The organism is Flavisolibacter ginsenosidimutans (assembly GCF_007970805.1).
In the GTDB taxonomy this organism is placed as follows: Bacteria; Bacteroidota; Bacteroidia; order Chitinophagales; family Chitinophagaceae; genus Flavisolibacter; species Flavisolibacter ginsenosidimutans.
Window position 1 is genome coordinate 2,020,201 of record NZ_CP042433.1, and the last position, 17,020, is coordinate 2,037,220.

Genomic DNA, 17,020 nt, shown 5'->3' on the forward strand with positions numbered 1-17,020 from the left:
CTACGAGGTTACCAATTTTTCCCGAATCACAAAATCACCAAACGTTTCGCCATTGATTCGATTGGCCGCGTAACGACCAAACAATTCATCTAGTTGTTCAAGAATGGCCTTTTCGTCAAGACTGTCTTTGTATTTTACGTTCAGCCTCTCTCCCAGCCTGTCGCCGCCAATATGCAAATTGTAGTGGCCCACTGATGTACCGATGAAGCCAATCTCCGCCAGCGTTGAACGTCCGCAACCGTTGGGGCAACCGGTCATGCGTATGCTGATTTCCTCGTTCAACAAATTGTGTTTTTGAAGAAGCAATTCAATCTTCGAAAGGAGCGTAGGCAAATAACGCTGCGCTTCAGCCATGGCAAGCGGACAAGTATTCAAGGCTACGCAAGCCACCGCGTTGCGGCGAATGCCGCTTGCTTTATCGGTATGCTCAATAAGTTTAAACTCGGTAAGTATAGATTCGATGGTTGCCTTGTCTTCAGCAGCAATGTCACCAAGCGTAAGATTTTGATTGGTTGTAAAACGAAAATTCGCTTTGCCTGTTTTCGCAATCTTCAGCAAGGCTGTTTTCAGCTTGATGTTTTTATCATCGGTCACGCGGCCGTTTTCAATAAATACCGTGTAATGCCAATTTCCGTCACTGCTTTGTTCCCAACCAAAATGATCGCGGCGTTCGGTGAACGTGTAAGACTTTGCGGGTTCAAACGAAAAGCCCAAACGCTTTTCTGTTTCGGCTTTGAACGCTTCAACGCCCATGTTGTCAACCGTGTATTTCAAGCGGGCCAGTTTGCGGTCGCTGCGGTTGCCGTAGTCGCGTTGCACGGTGGCAATTGTGTAAACAGTCTCAATCAGCTTTTCTTCGGGCACAAAACCAATCACCGTTGCCAGTCGCGGGTAAGTTGCCGCATTGCCGTGCGTCATTCCCAAACCACCACCAACGGCCACGTTGAAGCCAAGCAATTTTTCATTTTCAATTATCGCAATCAGCGCAACGTCGTTGCTGAAAACATCTATGTCGTTGTTGGGCGGAATGGCAATGGCCACTTTGTATTTGCGCGGCATGTAACGGTCTTGGTACAGCGGATCGTCTTCGGTTGTCTCCACCAACTTTTCTTCGTCCAACCACACTTCGTAATAGGCTCTTGTTTTGGGACGCATGGCTTCGCTGATCTTTCTCGCGTAGCCGTGAATGTGAGCGTGCAGCGGCGAAATAGAGGGATGGCTACTGGCAATTACGTTGCGGTTTACGTCGCCGCAGGCCGCGATGGAATCAAGGCCAACGAGATTAAAATCTTTCAGCGTGGGTTTCACGTTGTGCTTTAAGATGCCGTGCAACTGTATCGTTTGCCGCGTGGTGATTTTTATTACCCCGGTTGAATACTTGCCGGCAATATGATGCGCCCCAATCCATTGTTCGGGTGTCAGCAATCCACCCGGAATGCGCATGCGGATCATAAACGAATAAAGCTTGTCGAGCTTTTGCGCCGCACGTTCTTCGCGCAGGTCGCGGTCATCTTGCACGTACATGCCGTGAAACTTCGTCAACGCATGATCGTGTTCACGCACCGCACCGGTCAGTTCATCCAGCAGGCTTTCTTTTAACGTTCCACGCAAGCCCATGCTGGCTTGCTTTATTTTTTCTACACCCGATAAATTCTTTTGCTCCGTCATTTGTAATTATATTTTTGAACCAGAGGTTCGTCTATCTATAAAGCTTTCGTTGCGTCGCACTCTTGTACTGCAACAAGTCTATTCGGCGGCCCATCCCGACCTTCCCGGTGGGAAGGCCATCCGCCGCACTGGGCCAGCTTTGCGACGTTTCGTTTTTATTTCAATTCTTACAAAAGCATTGAGCTTATCTTTTGCTTTCAACCTGTTTCCACCCTTCCCACCGGGAAGGGCTTTAGCACCATCAACAACAATCAGAAATGGTTGTTGGGATGGGCCGTTTAAAACACCTCCTTCTCGTAACGCCCAGCCTTTTTCAACTCTGCGAAATATTTTGCAGCTTCTTCTTCTGAAATGTTTTTGCCTTCTTTGATAATTTGCTTCAAAGCGCTTTCAACCTTTTCGTGCAACGGGCCTTTCTCGCCGCACAAGTAAACGCTTGCGCCGCCTTCAATCCATTCGAACAATTCTTTTGCGTGTTGCAGCATCTTGTGCTCTACATAAATTCTCTCTTCACCATCGCGACTAAACGCTACGTTCATTTTTGTAAGCGAGCCTGTTGCTAAATATGATTGCCATTCGGTTTGATAAAGAAAGTCCGTAGCAAAATGTTGCTCGCCGAAGAACAACCAACTGCGGCCGGTAGCACCTTGTGCATCGCGTTCGGCAACGAAGGAACGGTATGGCGCAATGCCAATGCCGGGGCCAATCATGACGATGTCTTTTTCGGGAGCGGGCAACTTGAACGCACGGTTCTTGTGAATGTAAAAACGAAACACAGTGCCTACTTCAATCTCGCCCATAAACTCACTGCACAAACCAAAATGTTGGTTGTCTTCCAACAAAAAGCTGTGCTTGCCAACCGTGAGGTGCAGTTCACCTTCGTGCACCGATGGTGACGAAGAAATGGAGTACAATCGCGGTGCAATTGACTTGAGCAACTTTATCACTTCTGCGCCTTGCGCGGCATCTTTCACCGGGTAAATGCGCAACAGGTCTTTGAAATCCATGCGGGTGTCGGGAATCTGCTGACCCGTTATTTCCGCATAGCTTTTTATGGTTGACGTTAGCAGGTAGCAAACGTTCAATTCTTTTGTCAACAACTCTTCTACCGTGCCGTTGTGCTTTTCGGTTGCAAGCACAAGGTTGCGGTCAATGCCCGTTAGCTTAATGATTTCTTCAACAACTGCTTTCCTGTTTTGCGGAACAATGGCGAGTGAATCACCGGGTTCGTATTCCACGACTTCGTTCACACCAATCTCAATGTGAAAGGTTTGCTTTTTAGAGCCGCGGCCGTTCAGGTTTATGTTGGTGAGAATTTTCCCTTCGTAATATCTTTTGCCTTTTACTTTTGGCGCGGCCGGTACTGCTGCCGTTGAAGGCTTTGCGGCAACCACTTCTTTTGGCGCATCTGCAGATTTAACCGTATTCAGAACAGTGTCAAACCATTTGTCCGCATCTTCTTCGTAATCCACGTCGCATTTTTGCAAAGGGGCCAAACGATTACCGCCCAACTTTTGCAACTGCGCATTCACGTCTTCACCGGTTTTGCAAAACAGTGGGTAAGCCGCATCGCCCAATCCCAGTACGGCGTATTTTAAATTGGGCAACGCAAGGCCGCCGGCAAACAAAGCATCGTAAAACTTTTTTGCGCCAACCGGTGGCTCGCCTTCGCCTTGCGTGCTGATGACAACAAAGAACAATTCTTCTTTTAAAAGATCTGCTGGTTTGTATTGATCAAGTGAAACAAGCTTTACTTGCACGCCGCTTTTCTTTGCTTTACCTGCAAGTGCAATTGCGAGCTTTTTTGCGTTGCCGGTTTCGGTACCGTATGCAAGAGTGATGCGGCCCGTCCCAACCTTCCCGGTGGAAAGGCCATCCGCGCTGCGCTCCTCGCTGTGCGGGGACTCAACATTTTTATTCGATTCTTCAACAGGCGAGGGCTGTGGGTTGGAAAGCCCCTCCACCGGAAGGGTTTGGGGAGGCCGTCCCAACAAGCCCGTCAAATAACCGTTCAGCCAAATGATTTCATCGCGGGACAAATCTGCCACCAACTCGTTTACAAGCCTAATTTTTGCGTTCCCTAACATCGTTTTTGTTTATGCTGTTAAGCCAAGAATTTCAATTTTTGCTGCCGTTCTTTCGTACAGTGCTTTAAAGTATTCCGCCGTTTGCGATTCTTCGGCCTTCCAACCAAAGCCTTTGTGCAAACCCACCACTTTTCCAATAATCACAAGCGTCGGAGAAAAGAAAACTTTATTCTTCAAGGTTGTTTCGTAATCGTACAAACTGCTGGTGTAAACTTTTTGGTAAGGTGTTGTAGCTTGTTCAATCACGGCCAATTCTTTTGCCGCGTCAATTCTATTTTCAACAAGCTTTGCTACTACGTTGTCCAGCGTTTCCGACGACATGTAAAACACAAGCGTGTCTTCGGTTTGCGCCAACTCTTTCCAATAAGCTTCCGTTACCACATCCGATTTATACGCCGTTAAAAAACGAACCGCTGTGGAATGATTGCGTGCTGTAAGCGGAATACCGGTGTAAGCCGCGGCACCCAAGGCAGCGGTAATGCCGGGCACAAGCTCATAAGGAATTTGATGCTGCACGAGTGTTTCCAATTCGTCCAATACGTTAGAGAAAATGGAAACATCACCGCCTTTCAAACGAACCACAAGCTTTCCTTCGCCAGCATAACTCACCATCAATTCATTAATAGTTTGTTGCGGGGTGGAAGCGCCTCTTCTGCATTGCTTGCCCACGTAAACAATCTCCGCCTGCGGCGAAACATAGGCCCGCAAAATCTCAGGGCTGACCAGTCGGTCGGCTAACACTACGTCGGCGGTTTGCAGGATCCGATAAGCCTTGATGGTAAGCAGTTCCGGGTCGCCCGGTCCGGCTCCTATGAGAATCACTTTGCCTTTCATCGTTGTTCGTTTTGCTTTGAACAAACAACAGCAAGACAAGGCCTTTTACCACGCGAAGCGGTGTGACGGCGGTTGTAATTGTGCTGTTGAAAATTCTTTTCATGATAAAAGTGAATGATGAATAGTGAAGAGTCAATCATTCACAATTGACTGTTCACTATTGACTTTGTTATTGAAACAATCCTTCAATGGATAGATAGCGTTCGCCGGTATCGTAGTTGAAGGTTAGAACCTTTGCGCCTTTTGGAATTTCAGGAAGTTTTTTTGCCACGGCCGCAACGGCCGCGCCGGTTGAAATGCCGGCAAGAATTCCCTCTTCTTTTGCAAGGCGTTGTGCGTAATCGAATGCCTCGTCTTTTTCCGCTGTAATCACACCGTCCAATACTTCACGGTTTAAGATGGAAGGAATGAAATTGGCACCCAGTCCTTGCAAGGGATGCGGGCCCGGTGCCCCGCCACTGAGGATTGGTGAAAGTGCCGGCTCAACAGCAAACACTTTTAGTCCCGGAATGGCTTTCTTAACCACTTCCGCAATCGCGGTTATGTGTCCGCCCGTGCCCACACCGGTAATGACATAATCCAGTCCGCTTTCCTTAAAATCGTTGATGATTTCCTGTGCGGTTGTTTTGCGGTGAATTTCCACATTGGCTTCGTTATCGAACTGTTGTGGTATCCATGCGTTTGGTGTTTCTTTCGCCAACTCCTGTGCTTTTTCAACGGCTCCTTTCATCCCTTTCTCACGTGCCGACAAAACAAACTCAGCGCCGTACAACGACATTAAACGGCGGCGTTCAATGCTCATGCTTTCGGGCATTACCAAAATAAGTTTGTATCCTTTTACTGCTGCAACAAGCGCCAGTCCAATGCCGGTGTTGCCAGAAGTTGGTTCAATAATGACGCTGTCTTTTTTCAGAATTCCTTTTTGCTCGGCGTCCTCAATCATTGACAGTGCGATGCGGTCTTTTATGCTGGCGCCAGGATTGGAGCGTTCGAGCTTAATCCATACTTCGTGGTCGGGGAAAAGTTTTTTTAACCGTACGTGCGGTGTATTGCCTATCGTTTCTAAAATGCTGTTCGCTTTCATCGTTAGATGTTTTAGATGATAAAATTGATTGGTTCTGGGAATGGGTTTTTGTCTTTGATTTTTATTTCGCTCTTGTGGTACACAACCGAATTTGACGGCACGCTGTACGTGAGCCAAACGTTGCCGCCGATGATGCTTCCTTTGCCAATGACGGTTTCACCGCCGAGGATCGTGGCGCCGGAATAAATCACCACTTCGTCTTCAATGGTTGGATGACGTTTGCTTCTGGCCAATTCCTTGGCAACGTTTAGTGCACCAAGAGTTACACCCTGATAAAGCTTTACGTTGCTGCCGATCACCGTTGTTTCACCTACGACGATTCCAGTTCCGTGGTCAATGGCAAAGGCAGTTCCGATTCTTGCTCCCGGGTGAATGTCGATGCCTGTTTTGCTGTGTGCGAATTCAGTAAACAATCGTGGCAAAAGCTTTACGCCTTGCTTCCACAACTGGTGCGACAAGCGATAAACAACCGTAGCAAAAAAACCGGGATAAGCAACCACCACTTCGGCAATGCTTTGCGCTGCGGGGTCGAAGTCGAGAATGGCTTGCGCGTCTTGCAAAAGAATTTTATAGAGATGCGGCAACTCAGCGAAGAAAGTGTTGGCAATCGTTTCTACTTCTGCTTCGTTCTTGCTGGTTTCTGCCAGCAGCAAAGCAAGGTTGCTTTTTAACCGTTTGTACTCGGCTTCCGTTTGAACATAATTCATTTTCTTTCCACCGGCCACAAAAAGAAAGTGAAACGCATCGCCAACGAAGGTTTCAGCGGTATGCTTGTCCGGAAAGCGTTGCGAAAGTTCGCTCCGGCTCTCCGTTAATTCGTACAAAAAATTTGCTTCGTTCATTTTTGTTCAGCCCATCCCGACCTTCCCGGTGGGAAGGCCATCCGCCGCACTGGGCCAGCTTTGCGACGTTTCGTTTTTATTTCAATTCTTACAAAAGCATTGAGCTTATCTTTTGCTTTCAACCTGTTTCCACCCTTCCCACCGGGAAGGGCTTTAGCACCATCAACAACAATCAGAAATGGTTGTTGGGATGGGCCGCTATTGCAGCAACAAGGCGCCAGAAGTCATGTTGCTCGTTTGATCAATCAATATCGCGGTGCCGTTCGAAGACAACTTCGTGTACGCATCATAAGACAACGGCTCCGCTGTTTTTATCCGCACTTTTACCACGTCGTTCAATTTGGCCGACTGCGGCGAAGGATGTTGTTCCAGCGTATTCACGTCCAGCTTGTATTCGATTTCTTTAACAACCGCTTTCACTCTGCGTGAGCCTTTTTGCAAAAGATATTTAGCCCCTTCGTGTAATTCCTTTGCGTCCATCCAGCACACAAAAGCGTCGAACTCCTGTTCAAACTTTGGCAACTCGTGCTCTTTCACAAAAGCGTCGCCGCGGCTGATGTCAATGTCGTCTTTCAGGTGAAGAATCACGCTCTGCCCGGCATAAGCTTCTTTCACTTCTTTCCCGGCTGCTTCAATCGCACTGATGGATGAAGTAAGGCCTTCGGGAAGAATTCGCACGACATCGTCAACTGCGTAGCTGCCGTTACTGATTCGTCCGGCGTAGCCACGGTAATCGTGCAAGTCTTCCGACTGCGGACGAATGACGTACTGAACTTGAAAGCGTGCAGGCGCATCGGTTGCACCGTGCGTCACTTCCAAATTCTCTAAATAAGAAAGCAAGGGTTCGCCTTTGTACCAGGGAAATTCAGGCGAGGTTGTTATGATGTTATCACCTTTCAACGCACTCATTGGAATGTAGTAAACGTCTTGCAGGTTTAATTGCTTAGCCAGTGCTTTGTATTGTTCAACAATGACATCGTAAACAACTTTGTCGTAATCCACCATGTCCATTTTGTTGATGGCAACAATCACGTGTGGAATTTGGAGCAAGGAAGCAATGATGGAATGACGCTTGGTTTGTTCCACCACGCCGTTACGGGCATCAACAAGGATGACAATGCAATCAGCATTGGAAGCTCCGGTGATCATGTTGCGGGTGTACTGTATGTGCCCCGGTGCGTCGGCAATAATGAACTTACGCTTGGGCGTAGAAAAATATTTATACGCTACGTCAATAGTAATGCCTTGTTCTCTTTCGGCACGCAAACCATCGGTCAGCAAAGCCAAGTCAATCTCCGAATGCACCGCGTTCTTACTTTGCTTTTTCAGCGTTTCAAATTGGTCAACAAGAATGCTTTTGCTATCGTAAAGCAAGCGGCCGATCAAGGTGCTTTTTCCATCATCAACGCTGCCGGCGGTTATAAATCGTAAAAGGTCCATAATGTTTTTTTTGGTGAAACGTCAGACGTGAGAAGTGAGACAAAGGAGTCTTCTGTTTGACGTTTAACGTTTCACGTCTGACGTTAAAAATATCCGTTCACTTTTCTGTCTTCCATTGCCGCTTCTGAAATGCGGTCGTCTATTCTTGTTTCGCCGCGTTCGCTGATTCTTGTTGCCGTGATTTCAGAAATAATATCATCAATGGTCGATGCACTGCTTTCTACCGCAGCCGTACACGTCATGTCGCCAACCGTGCGATAGCGAACACGTTTTGTTGAAACAACATCGCCTTTATCAATACGGATGAATTCGGAGGTTGCAATCAACTGACCTTCGTATTCAAGAATCTCTCTTTCGTGCGAGAAATAGATGGAAGGCAAGCTAATTTTTTCGCGGCGGATATAATTCCAAACGTCAAGCTCTGTCCAGTTTGAGATGGGAAACACGCGAACGTTTTCGCCTTTGTTGATTTTTCCGTTGTAAATGTTCCAGAGTTCGGGCCGTTGCTTCTTTGGCTCCCATCCGCCAAATTCATCACGAATGGAGAAGATGCGCTCTTTCGCTCTTGCTTTTTCTTCGTCGCGACGAGCGCCACCAATACAAGCGTCAAATTCAAATTCTTCAATGGTATCGAGAAGCGTAAAGGTTTGCAAAGCGTTGCGGCTGGCAAGTTTGCCCGTTTTTTCTTTTAAACCTTTTGCCTTGATGGTGTCTTCTACTTTGCGAACAATCAGTTGTTCGCCCAACGTTTTTGCAAGGTTGTCGCGGAAGTCCAGTGCTTCTTGAAAATTGTGGCCTGTATCAATGTGCACGAGCGGAAAAGGAAACTTGCCGGGACGAAAGGCTTTCAACGCAAGGTGCACAAGCGTTATTGAATCTTTTCCGCCTGAAAACAACAAGGCCGGTTTTTCAAACTGCCCAGCCACTTCACGCAGAATGTAAATCGCTTCTGCTTCCAATTGGTCTAAATAATCTAATCGTGAGTTCATATAAAAAGTTTACGTCGTTGCTGTTTGATGTACGTGTAAGCCGCATTCTTTTTTGCTGGCGTCTTCCCACCACCAGCGGCCAGCACGAAAATCTTCACCGGGTTTGATGGCACGAGTACAAGGCGCACAACCAATGCTGACAAAGCCGCGATCATGCAAAGCATTATAAGGCACGTTACGCTGGTCAATGTATTGCCGCACCTCTTCGGTTGCCCAATGCAGCAGCGGATTGTATTTAATGATTTGATTCGCTTCGTCCCACTCAAGTATCTGCATGTCGCTGCGGTTAGGCGAGTGTTCCGCACGAAGTCCGGTAATCCAAACCGCCTTGCCGGCCAACGCTCTTTTCAAGGGCTCTACTTTGCGGATGTGGCAGCAGCTTTTTCTGTTTTCAACCGATTCGTAAAATGAATTCGGACCGTACTCCCGAACAAATTCCTGCAATTTTTCCGTTTGCGGATAATAAGCGTCAATCGTTAATTGATAGCGTTCCAACGTACGGCTCCAGGTTGAATACGTCTCGGGAAACAAACGCCCTGTATCCAATGTGAAAATGGAAACAGGAATGGCCGTTTCACTGATGTAATCGGTGATGACCTGATCCTCGTAACTAAAGCTGGTGGAGAAGACGAGTTGTTCCGGAAATGCTTCGTTAAGTTTTTCCAGCGCTTCGTTTATGGACAAGCCCGAAATGTACTGTTGCAAAGACAGAAAACTGTCTTTAAGCTGAATAGACATAGCCTAATCGTTTTACGTGAACAAAAACTTTAAATAGAAAGCAATCGTGTAAGAGAGAGAAGTTGCAAGAGGACTTAACACTTACAACAGCAAGCGGCGAACTTTTGACAACAACAACAAGCAGCCGCAAACTTGAAGGCGTTGGCTACAGTTGTCTTTGAGGGAAATGTTGTTGTCTTTTTCATTGTCGTTAAAAATTGATCGGAAAGCTCATCACGGAAAGTGCCAAATAAAAAAGCACCGCTGATTTGTCAGAGGTGCTTGTACTATTTTGTTTGTTTAAAGTAGTGAGCATCTGACTTATCTGACCGCGCCGTTGCGCGGATTGGAAGTGGCACCTTGCTTTCAACTGTATTACGTCACGCCAATCGTGTCAAAATTGTTGAAGACAGGTTGCCAAGGTTTCATCGGGCCAATTCCCTACACCTTTCTTGATAAGCAATAAAAGAACTTGAAGCGAATATAAAAAGCAATTCCCATAACGCTTGTGGCTTTTGCATTTTTTTTTGAAACGGCGTTGTAAGTTTTGGCCCAAATCCGTTCTTTTTTTATCGAAAAATATGATGACCAACAATCATTTTTCCCGCTTTTAGTAAAATTATTTTTCTTGTTGCTTACGGGGGAAATTACAAAGACAAGCAACCGGCCGAATGGCAAACACGGTCGCCAAGCCTACAAGGGATTTTTTTTGTGAACCAAGAAATAATACCAATAAAAATTCCCGGAACGAGCCGGGAATTTTTCCTATCAACCATTGGTAAATGCAAAGCATTCAAACAATGCAAGTGAATTGTTACGCTACCATCTCTTTTCTTGAAGGCTCCATTACGTATTCAACGTTGGCAGACTTCACAGTCTTTACAATACGGCCCGCAACTTTATAAGGATCGGCGGCGCTGTTCGGACGGCGATCTTCCAGCCAGCCTTTCCATCCTCTTTCAACGGTAGCAATGGGTATGCGGATAGACGCACCGCGATCCGATACACCGTATTTGAAATCGGTGATGGCTGCGGTTTCGTGCTTTCCCGTTAAGCGCAAGTGATTGTCAGAACCGTAAACAGCAATGTGCTCCGCAACTACAGGACGGAAAGCTTCACAAATTCTTTCGTACGTCTCGCGGCTGCCGCAGTTACGCAAAATGCTGTTGGAGAAATTGGCGTGCATGCCGCTTCCGTTCCAATCCAAAGCACCCAGCGGTTTGCAATGCCAGTTAATGGTAACACCGTATTTTTCGCCGATGCGTTCAAGCAAATAACGGGCAATCCAGGTTTGATCGCCGGCTTCTTTGGCGCCTTTGGCAAATACCTGAAACTCCCATTGGCCAGCGGCCACTTCAGCATTAATGCCTTCCACATTTAAGCCCGCATCAAGGCAAGCATCGAGGTGTTCTTCAACCATAGCACGGCCGAAAGCATTGGCTGCGCCAACCGAACAATAGTAAGGGCCTTGCGGACGCGGGTAGCCGTCTTTCGGAAAGCCGAGGGGTCTATTTGTTTCAGGACTCCACAGGAAATATTCCTGCTCAAAGCCAAACCAGAAATCATTGTCATCGTCGTCAATGGTTGCACGGCCATTGGATTCATGTGCCGTACCGTCGGCATTCAATACTTCGCACATCACGAGATAGCCGTTTCTGCGTTGCGGATCGTTTACAATGAACACGGGTTTCAACAAACAGTCGGAAGAACCGCCCGGCGCTTGCTCGGTTGAAGAACCATCAAAGCTCCACATGGGACAATCTTCCAAAAGGCCGCTGAAGTTTTTTTCAATTTTTGTTTTGCTGCGAAGGCTTTGAACGGGCTTGTAGCCGTCGAGCCAGATGTACTCTAACTTAGAAGCTGACATTGTCGTTGCGTTTTGTTTATTTAAATTTTGATTTAGACTTTTTCTTTTGCGTGGCCGTTTTCGGCAAGGATTCCGAACACGTGGTCAATGTGGATTTCTTTCTCTGTAACGCCGTCCTCAGTGGTAACAAGCAGCGTTCCTTGTACATAGTTTTCGTCGTGCTGCGAAGCGTCAAGACCGGCCTCTTCATCTTCATCGCTTACACGCAAGGGAACAATGAAGTTGATGAACTTGAAAATGAGGAAGGACACAACGAAACTGTAACCAACGGCGCAACCCATTGCTTTTACTTGCGTAAGAAAGAAAGAAAAATTGCCGAAGGCCCAACCGTCGCTGCCTGCAGGATAAATAGCTTTGGAAGCGAAGATGCCCGTCATCAACATACCAACCATACCGCCCACACCGTGGCAGGGAAATACATCAAGCGTATCGTCGAGGGATGATTTCGATTTGATGTAAACGGCTACATTTGAAATGAGCGCTGCAACAACACCAATAAAAATGCTTGGCGCAATGGCAACATAACCAGCCGCCGGCGTAATGGCAACGAGGCCTACTACCGCACCTACGCAAAAGCCCACTACCGATGGTTTCTTGCCCCGCAACACATCAAAAAACATCCACGATAAGCCGGCAGCGGCAGCTGCGGTGTTGGTTGTCATAAATGCAGAAACAGCGGTTGCATTAGCACCCAACGCTGAACCGGCGTTGAAACCGAACCAACCGAACCAAAGCAGTCCCGTACCAATTAATATGTACGGAATGTTGGCAGGCTTGTGTGCAATGTTTTCTATGTGCGCCTTTCTGCGTTTTAAAACCAAGGCGCCCGCCAAAGCAGCACAACCGGCAGAAATGTGAACCACCGTGCCGCCGGCAAAATCAAGCGCACCCATTTTAGCCAAGAAGCCATCCGGATGCCAGCTCCAATGCGCAAGGGGTGCATAAACCAACAAGCTGAACAAAACAGTGAACAAAACATACGCAACGAAGCGCATACGTTCGGCGATGGCACCCACAACCAGACCCGGAGTAATGATGGCAAACATTAATTGAAAAGCAGCGAACAAAGATTTGGGAATGGTAGGCGCACCAACCCAAGGTTCACCCGAAGCAACGCCCTTAAAAAACAAATGTGTTTTGGGGCTTCCAATAAAACCAAGACCAGCAATCTTTACGCTTTCACCAAAGCAAAGACTGTAACCCACAACCACCCAAAGCACACCCACCACACCGGCAGCTACCACGCTCTTCATCATGGTTGAAAGGATGTTTTTGCGATGCACCATGCCACCGTAAAAGAAGGCCAATCCCGGCGTCATTAAAAAAACCAGCGCCGCCGCAACGATGATCCAGGCAATGTCGGCAGGTACATATTTACCCGCGTCAAAATTGGGCAACGTGGGCACGAAAAGCGATGCTACCGCAATGGCTACCAACACGACAAAGGGTGCTGCTGATTTTAGTGTGATTTTGTTCATTGCTTATTGTTTTAATTGACGAATAAATTTTTTAGAATTGGTAAACTGCTGCGAAGAGAACATTCGCCGACCATTTTACCGGCTTGGCGCTTGCGTCTGTAAAAAGTGTTTGGCTTGCTTTGTCCAGTCTGAATTCAGGAATGAATGTGAAATTGTCTGCACGAATGTTGGCCGAAAGCGTAGAAGCAAAGATGCTTCCGCCTTTCGGCTGCGAACCAAACATTTTTAATTGCTTGTCGTCGTTGAAGTATTCCTCACGCAGCGTTAATCCGAAAGTTTTGGATGGGTCGAAATTGACATACAAGGCTGACCCCCACCAGCTTTTGGCTTCGTCGTATTTGTCCTTGCCAAAGTAAAGTGTGGTGCGGTTCAGCGTACCGTTATAGCCCAGGCTAAACTTGCTGCTCAATTTGCTCGTCAGTACCAAGTCATATTGATGAGTCTTTGAAGAATCTATGTTCTGCCCTCCTACAAAGTTGATGTAGGCTTTAAATAAGTCGCTTGGCGCATAGCTATACTGGGCAAGAAAGGTTTTATGGTTTAGCACACCGTCCGGTACGTATTTATAATCAGTTGGATTGGCAATGCCCACCATAAAACCGCTTGTTCCGTAAGAAGCTTCAGCCTTTACACCGGTATGAAAGAACGGTCCGTTGGTAAACATATAGGACATGCTGTAATTGCGATTGGCGTATGCATCTACCAGTTCGTAACCCACATGAGTAGCCCAGCTTCCCGCAGTTAGTTTGAGCCAATTGTTAAGGGAATAACTTATATAAAGCTGCTTAACAGCCTGCAAAATGCCTGCGTCATTGTAAGAAAACTCCTGCGCCCTTTTGCCAAAGCCTAAATCAGCCACCAATTCTACCTTGGTTGATTTGTAGTCAAGCTTTACGCTAGCCATGCCCAATTCAAAAGTGTTATGGGAGTTGGTAAAAGAAGTCAGGTTATTAGCCTTAGACTTTCCGAAGTCGTATTTATAGTACAGGTCGGCGGAACCCGTAACGGATAAAGACGAGGCCGGTTTGGTAGAATCCTGCGCAAACGCGTTGTTAAGTAACGAGATGGCCATACCCGACAGAATTAGATTTCGTAACATTGCAATTGCATTTTGATGTTAATAAGAAAAGGTATTGCACGGCCGAAGCTTGTTCCAGAAGCTTTCGTCGCAAGCAATACCTTTTTAATTCGTTAGTGGTCGTTCAGGATAAAGAATTCTTCGTATTTCGATTAACTAACCCTTACTTGATCAAGTATTTCCTAAATCGTATTTGGACTATTCTTTCGTAAAAATATAGGATAAAAATAAAAAACTATCCTGTTCTGTTATATTTTTTGATTTTTTCTGTAATTAGTCAAATTTAATAGCCTTAATCAACTGAATAAGTCAAAAATTTTAAACTATTTTGAAAATTTATATACATAGTAATTAAACTAATATGAAAGTTTTAAACAGGGTTATCCGATTCGCATAGGAGCGGTTTATAGACTCATGAAAGAAAATTTGAATTATGAAGATTGCCCGTATTGACTAGTAGCAGAAGAGCCCAAGCCCTGATTTTAAAGATTAGTCAGGCTATGAAGAATGTCGCCCAATATATCGTCCCTGTTTTCCAATCCTACAGAAATCCGGATCAGCCCCGGCGTAATGCCGACCGTTTGTTGCTCTTCTTCGGTAAGTTTTGCGTGAGTTGTACTGGCCGGATGGGAGGCAATGCTACGCGTATCGCCAAGATTTGCTGTAAGAGAAAGGATTGTAAGATTGTTTAGAAACTTTCGCCCGGCTTCCACTCCTCCTTTCAGTTCAAAACAAACAAGGCCACCACCGTCGCTCATTTGCTTTTTGGCAATTTCGTGCTGCGGATGAGAAGGCAGAAACGGGTATTTCACCCAGTTTATTTGCGGATTTCCTTCAAGCGACCGGGCGATAAAATGGGCGCTGGAGGCGTGCCGTTGCATTCGAACTTCCAAGGTTTCAAGGCTTCTGCTCAAAAGCCAGGCATTGAACGGGGAGAGAGCCGGACCGGTACTGCGTGCAAACAGGTAAATCTCTCTAATCAGATCTTTTCTTCCAACAACCACGCCGCCGAGTACTCTCCCCTGTCCGTCGAGCCATTTTGTAGCCGAATGCACAACGAGGTCTGCCCCAAAGGCAACAGGCTGTTGGGTGACGGGAGTGGCAAAACAGTTGTCAACATTCAGAATGAGATTGTGTTTTTTAGCCAATGCCGAAATCGCTTCCAAATCAATAATATCAAGACCTGGATTGGTTGGCGTTTCCACGTAAATCATCCTGGTATTTGGCCGGATAAAGCTTTCCCAGGTTTCAGGCTTGTTGGCTTGAAAATAACTGTGTTCAATGCCGTATTTGGGGAGATATTTGGTAATAACCGTGTGCGTGCTGCCAAAAATAGCGCTGCATGAAAGCAAGTGATCGCCCTGTTTTAAAAGTGCCATGAACGAGGCAAAAACAGCGCTCATGCCCGATGCTGTTGCGTAACCTGCTTCAGCGCCTTCCAAAATGCACACCCTGTCAATAAACTCTTGCACGTTGGGATTACTGAAACGGCTATAAATATTGTCATCATTTTCATCGGCAAATGCAGCCCGCATTTCTTCGGCATTGTCAAAGCAAAAACTACTGGTTAAAAAAAGCGGCGACGAGTGTTCCATTTCGTTCGTACGGTCAACCTGTTTGCGTATGGCTTGGGTAATGCGGTGTTGAGACATGTAATTTGTTTTAGTAGAAATTGATGCGAAGTAAAATTCAAAAGTAAAAAGGAAACGTTGACAATGACCGAAACCTTTCTATCTCCTTCCACTTCAGGTCTTCTATCCATTGCTGATATTTTACAAAATTGAATTCACGCATGTTTCTATTTTCGCAGCCACAATTTTTAAATGAAACACTTCCACTACCAACGTGAATTTGAAACCGAGACTGGTGCTGTTCTCCCCAAATTAACCGTTGCATATCAAACATACGGGCACTTGAACGATGCGAAGAATAACGTGGTCTGGATCTGTCACGCACTAACAGCAAATGCAAACGTTGTTGAATGGTGGCCGGGTGTTGTGGGCGAGAATTGTGTCATTGATCCTTCCAAATATTTTATCGTATGTGCCAACATCCTTGGCTCCTGCTACGGCAGCACAGGGCCGTTAAGCATCAATCCAAAGACCGGCGAACCCTATTATCATCAATTTCCTATGATAACCATCCGTGACATGGTGAAAGCACACGGCTTGTTGCGGGATCATCTTCAAATCCAAAACATTTACCTGCTTATTGGCGGCAGCATGGGCGGTTACCAAGCGTTGGAATGGTGCCTGACTGAACCCGAACGGATCGAGAATATGTTTTTGATTGCCACGTCTGCAAGAGAAACCGCCTGGGGCATCGCCATTCACACCGCGCAGCGGTTAGCGATCGAAGCAGATTGTACCTGGAATAATTCCTCACCTGAAGCCGGCAGCAACGGATTGAAAACGGCCCGCGCCATCGGCATGTTAACCTATCGCAATTACAACACGTTCAAACTCACGCAAACCGATACAGATAACAACAAGACCGACCATTTCAAAGCCTCTTCCTATATTATTCACCAGGGAAATAAATTGGTGAAACGTTTCAACGCGTTTAGTTACTGGTTTCTGACCAAAGCACTTGATAGCCATAACCTCGCCAGAGGACGAAGCGATTCCCTGGAAGAAGTATTAAAAAACATTCGTCAAAAAACCTTGCTGATTGGCGTCCGCTCAGATTTGCTTTGTCCTCTGGCCGAGCTCGAGTTTCTTGCACAGCACCTGCCCGAGAACCGTTTTCACGTGATTGACTCCGTCTTTGGGCATGATGGATTTTTAACCGAATATGCCCAAATAGCAAGGCTTCTAAGCGATTGGCTACAATAGATGGGCGTCATATTTTACGCCAATTTTTTTTGAAGAAATCCTCTGCAATTACGAGCAAGGACTAATTTTTTCCTATTTTCAAATCCGTTGCTTGCTATTTGC

General features: G+C 46.5%; 13 protein-coding genes and 1 riboswitch. Of the genes, 1 reads left to right on the forward strand and 12 read right to left on the reverse strand.

Annotated elements, in window-relative coordinates; genetic code table 11:
* From FSB75_RS08295 to FSB75_RS08350, 12 genes are all read right to left on the reverse strand, one after another.
* Window positions 1-1,668, reverse strand: a complete 1,668-nt coding sequence (locus FSB75_RS08295) for an NADPH-dependent assimilatory sulfite reductase hemoprotein subunit (RefSeq protein WP_146785482.1) — start codon at window positions 1,666-1,668, stop codon at window positions 1-3.
* Between the two features lie 278 nt (window positions 1,669-1,946).
* Entirely contained in the window at window positions 1,947-3,755 is a 1,809-nt protein-coding gene (locus FSB75_RS08300) for a diflavin oxidoreductase (protein WP_146785485.1), read from the reverse strand.
* A gap of 9 nt (window positions 3,756-3,764) precedes the next feature.
* Window positions 3,765-4,589 carry a uroporphyrinogen-III C-methyltransferase gene (gene cobA / locus FSB75_RS08305; RefSeq protein ID WP_146785488.1) on the reverse strand — a complete coding sequence of 275 codons (825 nt, stop codon included), beginning with the start codon at window positions 4,587-4,589 and terminating at the stop codon, window positions 3,765-3,767.
* Between the two features lie 169 nt (window positions 4,590-4,758).
* Window positions 4,759-5,673 (reverse strand): cysteine synthase A, encoded by a 915-nt coding sequence (gene cysK / locus FSB75_RS08310; RefSeq protein WP_146785491.1) that lies wholly within the window; start codon window positions 5,671-5,673, stop codon window positions 4,759-4,761.
* An 11-nt stretch (window positions 5,674-5,684) separates the two neighbouring features.
* Window positions 5,685-6,515, reverse strand: a complete 831-nt coding sequence (gene epsC / locus FSB75_RS08315; protein ID WP_146785494.1) for a serine O-acetyltransferase EpsC — start codon at window positions 6,513-6,515, stop codon at window positions 5,685-5,687.
* Window positions 6,516-6,713: 198 nt separating this feature from the next.
* Window positions 6,714-7,955 carry a sulfate adenylyltransferase subunit 1 gene (locus tag FSB75_RS08320; protein WP_146785497.1) on the reverse strand — a complete coding sequence of 414 codons (1,242 nt, stop codon included), beginning with the start codon at window positions 7,953-7,955 and terminating at the stop codon, window positions 6,714-6,716.
* An 83-nt stretch (window positions 7,956-8,038) separates the two neighbouring features.
* Window positions 8,039-8,944, reverse strand: coding sequence for a sulfate adenylyltransferase subunit CysD (gene cysD, locus FSB75_RS08325; protein ID WP_146785500.1), 906 nt, complete (start codon window positions 8,942-8,944; stop codon window positions 8,039-8,041).
* Window positions 8,945-8,953: 9 nt separating this feature from the next.
* Window positions 8,954-9,682, reverse strand: coding sequence for a phosphoadenylyl-sulfate reductase (locus FSB75_RS08330; RefSeq protein ID WP_146785503.1), 729 nt, complete (start codon window positions 9,680-9,682; stop codon window positions 8,954-8,956).
* Between the two features lie 297 nt (window positions 9,683-9,979).
* Window positions 9,980-10,123, reverse strand: a riboswitch (SAM riboswitch).
* 352 nt (window positions 10,124-10,475) lie between these two features.
* Window positions 10,476-11,528 (reverse strand): glutamine synthetase beta-grasp domain-containing protein, encoded by a 1,053-nt coding sequence (locus tag FSB75_RS08335; RefSeq protein ID WP_146785506.1) that lies wholly within the window; start codon window positions 11,526-11,528, stop codon window positions 10,476-10,478.
* A 32-nt stretch (window positions 11,529-11,560) separates the two neighbouring features.
* A complete protein-coding gene (locus FSB75_RS08340) occupies window positions 11,561-13,006 on the reverse strand; it encodes an ammonium transporter (protein ID WP_146785509.1) in 1,446 nt (481 codons plus the stop codon).
* Between the two features lie 31 nt (window positions 13,007-13,037).
* On the reverse strand, window positions 13,038-14,105 hold the full coding sequence (locus tag FSB75_RS08345; RefSeq protein WP_146785512.1) for an outer membrane beta-barrel protein: 1,068 nt from the start codon (window positions 14,103-14,105) through the stop codon (window positions 13,038-13,040).
* A gap of 461 nt (window positions 14,106-14,566) precedes the next feature.
* Window positions 14,567-15,736, reverse strand: coding sequence for a trans-sulfuration enzyme family protein (locus FSB75_RS08350; protein ID WP_146785515.1), 1,170 nt, complete (start codon window positions 15,734-15,736; stop codon window positions 14,567-14,569).
* A 171-nt stretch (window positions 15,737-15,907) separates the two neighbouring features.
* Here FSB75_RS08350 and metX point away from each other — a divergent pair, with 171 nt between their 5' ends.
* Window positions 15,908-16,918, forward strand: a complete 1,011-nt coding sequence (metX, locus tag FSB75_RS08355; protein ID WP_146785518.1) for a homoserine O-acetyltransferase MetX — start codon at window positions 15,908-15,910, stop codon at window positions 16,916-16,918.
* Window positions 16,919-17,020: the final 102 nt, after the last annotated feature.

What these genes read in the sequence shown, in the direction of transcription:
- FSB75_RS08295 (WP_146785482.1), bottom strand. Translation starts at nt 1,668, where the DNA reads ATGACGGAGCAAAAGAATTTATCGGGTGTAGAAAAAATAAAGCAAGCC.
- cysK (WP_146785491.1), bottom strand. Translation starts at nt 5,673, where the DNA reads ATGAAAGCGAACAGCATTTTAGAAACGATAGGCAATACACCGCACGTA.
- cysD (WP_146785500.1), bottom strand. Translation starts at nt 8,944, where the DNA reads ATGAACTCACGATTAGATTATTTAGACCAATTGGAAGCAGAAGCGATT.
- FSB75_RS08345 (WP_146785512.1), bottom strand. Translation starts at nt 14,105, where the DNA reads ATGTTACGAAATCTAATTCTGTCGGGTATGGCCATCTCGTTACTTAAC.
- FSB75_RS08335 (WP_146785506.1), bottom strand. Translation starts at nt 11,528, where the DNA reads ATGTCAGCTTCTAAGTTAGAGTACATCTGGCTCGACGGCTACAAGCCC.
- FSB75_RS08350 (WP_146785515.1), bottom strand. Translation starts at nt 15,736, where the DNA reads ATGTCTCAACACCGCATTACCCAAGCCATACGCAAACAGGTTGACCGT.
- cobA (WP_146785488.1), bottom strand. Translation starts at nt 4,589, where the DNA reads ATGAAAGGCAAAGTGATTCTCATAGGAGCCGGACCGGGCGACCCGGAA.
- metX (WP_146785518.1), top strand. Translation starts at nt 15,908, where the DNA reads ATGAAACACTTCCACTACCAACGTGAATTTGAAACCGAGACTGGTGCT.
- FSB75_RS08320 (WP_146785497.1), bottom strand. Translation starts at nt 7,955, where the DNA reads ATGGACCTTTTACGATTTATAACCGCCGGCAGCGTTGATGATGGAAAA.
- FSB75_RS08330 (WP_146785503.1), bottom strand. Translation starts at nt 9,682, where the DNA reads ATGTCTATTCAGCTTAAAGACAGTTTTCTGTCTTTGCAACAGTACATT.
- epsC (WP_146785494.1), bottom strand. Translation starts at nt 6,515, where the DNA reads ATGAACGAAGCAAATTTTTTGTACGAATTAACGGAGAGCCGGAGCGAA.
- FSB75_RS08340 (WP_146785509.1), bottom strand. Translation starts at nt 13,006, where the DNA reads ATGAACAAAATCACACTAAAATCAGCAGCACCCTTTGTCGTGTTGGTA.
- FSB75_RS08300 (WP_146785485.1), bottom strand. Translation starts at nt 3,755, where the DNA reads ATGTTAGGGAACGCAAAAATTAGGCTTGTAAACGAGTTGGTGGCAGAT.